Annotated in this window: 1 protein-coding gene; it reads left to right on the plus strand. The window is 57.7% G+C overall.

Annotated elements, in window-relative coordinates; all coding sequences use genetic code 11:
* Nucleotides 1-393: 393 nt before the first annotated feature.
* Entirely contained in the window at nucleotides 394-756 is a 363-nt protein-coding gene (locus tag PMI23_RS28485; protein WP_007916971.1) for a DUF6124 family protein, read from the plus strand.
* Nucleotides 757-804 lie beyond the last annotated feature (48 nt).

Here is an 804-nt window from a genome sequence, read left to right on the forward strand (position 1 = left end):
CCCAAACACCACGATCAGTCCCCTCTCCCTCCGGGAGAGGGCTAGGGTGAGGGTTGGCTTTTGGCTGTTTAAATTTGTGTCAAATAGCCAGAACCTTCCCACAAGGTTTTCAGGTTGTCCGTCGGACGTGCGCTCTCTAGTCTTTGGTTGTCGCCGAAAACTCGGTGATCGGGTGTGAGAACCCTGAAAAATTAGTGATTCAGTCCATCAGTCCGCATAATTGCCGGCGGCTTGTCCGCTGCTTGCAAGTGCTTCATGGCAGCTGTGTGCGGGCAGACTTCGGTCTGGCCGGTTTCCTATTTTTCCGGTTTCTCACCCCGCACATAGCTGCCACCCACTTCGCCGCGTGAGAAACGGCAAGGGATGGCTCCCATTTGCAAAATAGGGTTTCCAATGACTAAGCCAGTTCCAGATCCACCCATCGATCCCACCACCCCACTCGAAGACGCCATCCGCGCCGACGACCAGATCAAAACCCGTGAAGCTATCAAGCGCGCGCTCGATTTCTACCTCTGTCCCGAACCGGTCAAACCGCGTCAGCCCAGTACGATGTTCCTCATCCACCCGGACATCGACACCGAAAGCCTGCTCGCCCACGCCTGCGAATCGCTGGCTTCAGCCAATGTCATGGCCGGTGATCTGGCTGATCAGCTCAGTCGCCCGCAGCGCAGTACGGCGCTGGCGATCCAGCAGATCGTCATGCTCGCCGAGCTGGCGGTAAACCGGGCGCTGGATCGGGTTGATCCGCAAACGTAATCCGTCTGAACACCGCGTCATCGTTCTTCGCGAGCAGGCTCGCTCCCA

The sequence above is a fragment of the Pseudomonas sp. GM24 genome (assembly GCF_000282235.1).
In the GTDB taxonomy this organism is placed as follows: Bacteria; Pseudomonadota; Gammaproteobacteria; order Pseudomonadales; family Pseudomonadaceae; genus Aquipseudomonas.